The following is a 1,653-nucleotide window of genomic DNA, read 5'->3' as shown; positions in this document are numbered from 1 at the left end:
GCGGTGACGCCGGCGGCGACGTAGCGCTGGGCGATGACGAGCAGGATGGTGGCGGGGATGGAGGCGATCACGGCGGTGGCCATGATGGCGTTCCATTCCTGGTTGTTGTTGCCGATGTAGTGGTAGATGCCGAGGGTGATGGGCTGGTGGTCGCCGCCCTGGTCGAGGGTGGAGGCGAAGATGAAGTCCGACCACGCCCACAGGAACGCGAACAGCGAGACGGTGATGAGGGCGTTGCGGGAGACGGGCAGCACGATCGAGACGAACGTGCGTACCACTCCGGCGCCGTCGGTGCGGGCCGCCTGGAGCAGCTCTTCGGGGATACCGGACATGAAGGTGGTGAGGATGAGTACCGCGAACGGCACGGCGAGGGTGGAGTCGGCGACGATCAGGCCGGGGATGGTGTTGAGCACGCCGGTGGTGAGGAAGATGGCGTAGAAGCCCATCGCCATGATGATTCCGGGGATCATCTGGGCGATCAGCAGCACGAAGCTCAGCGCTGCGCCGCCGCGCGGGCGCAGCTTGGCCAGGGAGTAGGCGGCCGGCGCGGCGAGCAGCAGCGTCAGCGCCACGGTGCCGAGCCCGACCACCAGGCTGGTGCCCAGGTAGGGCAGCTGCTCCTGCAGCACCGTCCGGTAGCCGTCCAGCGTGCCGTTGACGGGGAACCAGTGGGGCGGGCTCTTGCGCATGTCGGTGTCGCGGGTGAACGACACGTTGATCATCCAGTAGACCGGGAACAGCATCACGGCGGTCAGCACCAGCCCGACCGCGCTCTTCAGCGCTCTCATGCCACCGCCCGCCTTCTGATGTAGATCAGCCCGAATGCCAGGGCCATCACGATCAGCAGGTTGCCCACCGCCGCGCCGGGGCCGAAGGAGGGCACGAGGTTGCCGAACCCGAGCCGGTAGGACCAGGTGGCGAAGGTGGTCGAGGCCCCGCTCGGCCCGCCCTTGGTCATGATCCAGATGATGTCGAACACCTTCAGCGTGTAGACCAGGCCGAGCAGGAGGGTGATCGCCGACACCGGCCGCAGCAGCGGGAACGTCACCTTCCAGAACCGCTGCCAGCCGTTCGCGCCGTCCAGCGCGGCGGCCTCGTGGAGGTCCGGCGAGATCGCCCGCAGCCCGGAGTACAGCACCACCAGGTTGAACGGGATGCCGATCCAGATGTTGGCGATGGTCACCGACCACAGCGACCAGTCCGGTGAGGTCAGCCAGTTCACCGGCCCGACCCCGAACCACGCCAGTACGGCGTTGACCACGCCGGAGTCGCTGTTGAGCATCCACGACCAGGTCGAGGCCGACACGATCAGCGGCAGCAGCCACGGCACCAGGAACAGCGCCCGCAACGTGGCCGACAGCCGGAAGTTCCGGCTGAAGAACACCGCCAGCGCCAGCCCGATCGAGAACTGCAAGGCCAGCGACACCACCGTGAACACCACCGTGTGCCACAGCGCCGGCCAGAACGTCGCGTCGGCGAACACCTTGGCGTAGTTGGCCAACCCGGCGAACGGCGCGTCCCCCTGCACGAACGAGCGCACCGTGTAGCTGCGCAGGCTCAACTCCACGTTGCGGAACAACGGATAGGCGTAGAAGACCAGCAGGTAGGCCACGACGGGGGCGAGGAACGCCCACGCCGCCCACTGACCCGACC

At 67.5% G+C, this 1,653-nt stretch carries 2 protein-coding genes; both read right to left on the bottom strand.

Going from position 1 to position 1,653, the window contains the following annotated elements; genetic code table 11:
- Positions 1-788: carbohydrate ABC transporter permease (locus ACTWPW_RS64075; RefSeq protein ID WP_443175020.1), on the bottom strand; the 788-nt coding region annotated here is incomplete at its 3' end.
- A partial coding sequence (locus tag ACTWPW_RS64070) for a carbohydrate ABC transporter permease (RefSeq protein ID WP_443175019.1) occupies positions 785-1,653 on the bottom strand: 869 nt, incomplete at its 5' end. The genes ACTWPW_RS64075 and ACTWPW_RS64070, both read right to left, overlap by 4 nt.

Source organism: Nonomuraea sp. KM90, from assembly GCF_052246675.1.
In the GTDB taxonomy this organism is placed as follows: Bacteria; Actinomycetota; Actinomycetes; order Streptosporangiales; family Streptosporangiaceae; genus Nonomuraea.
This window is presented reverse-complemented; position numbering and strand designations above follow the sequence as displayed.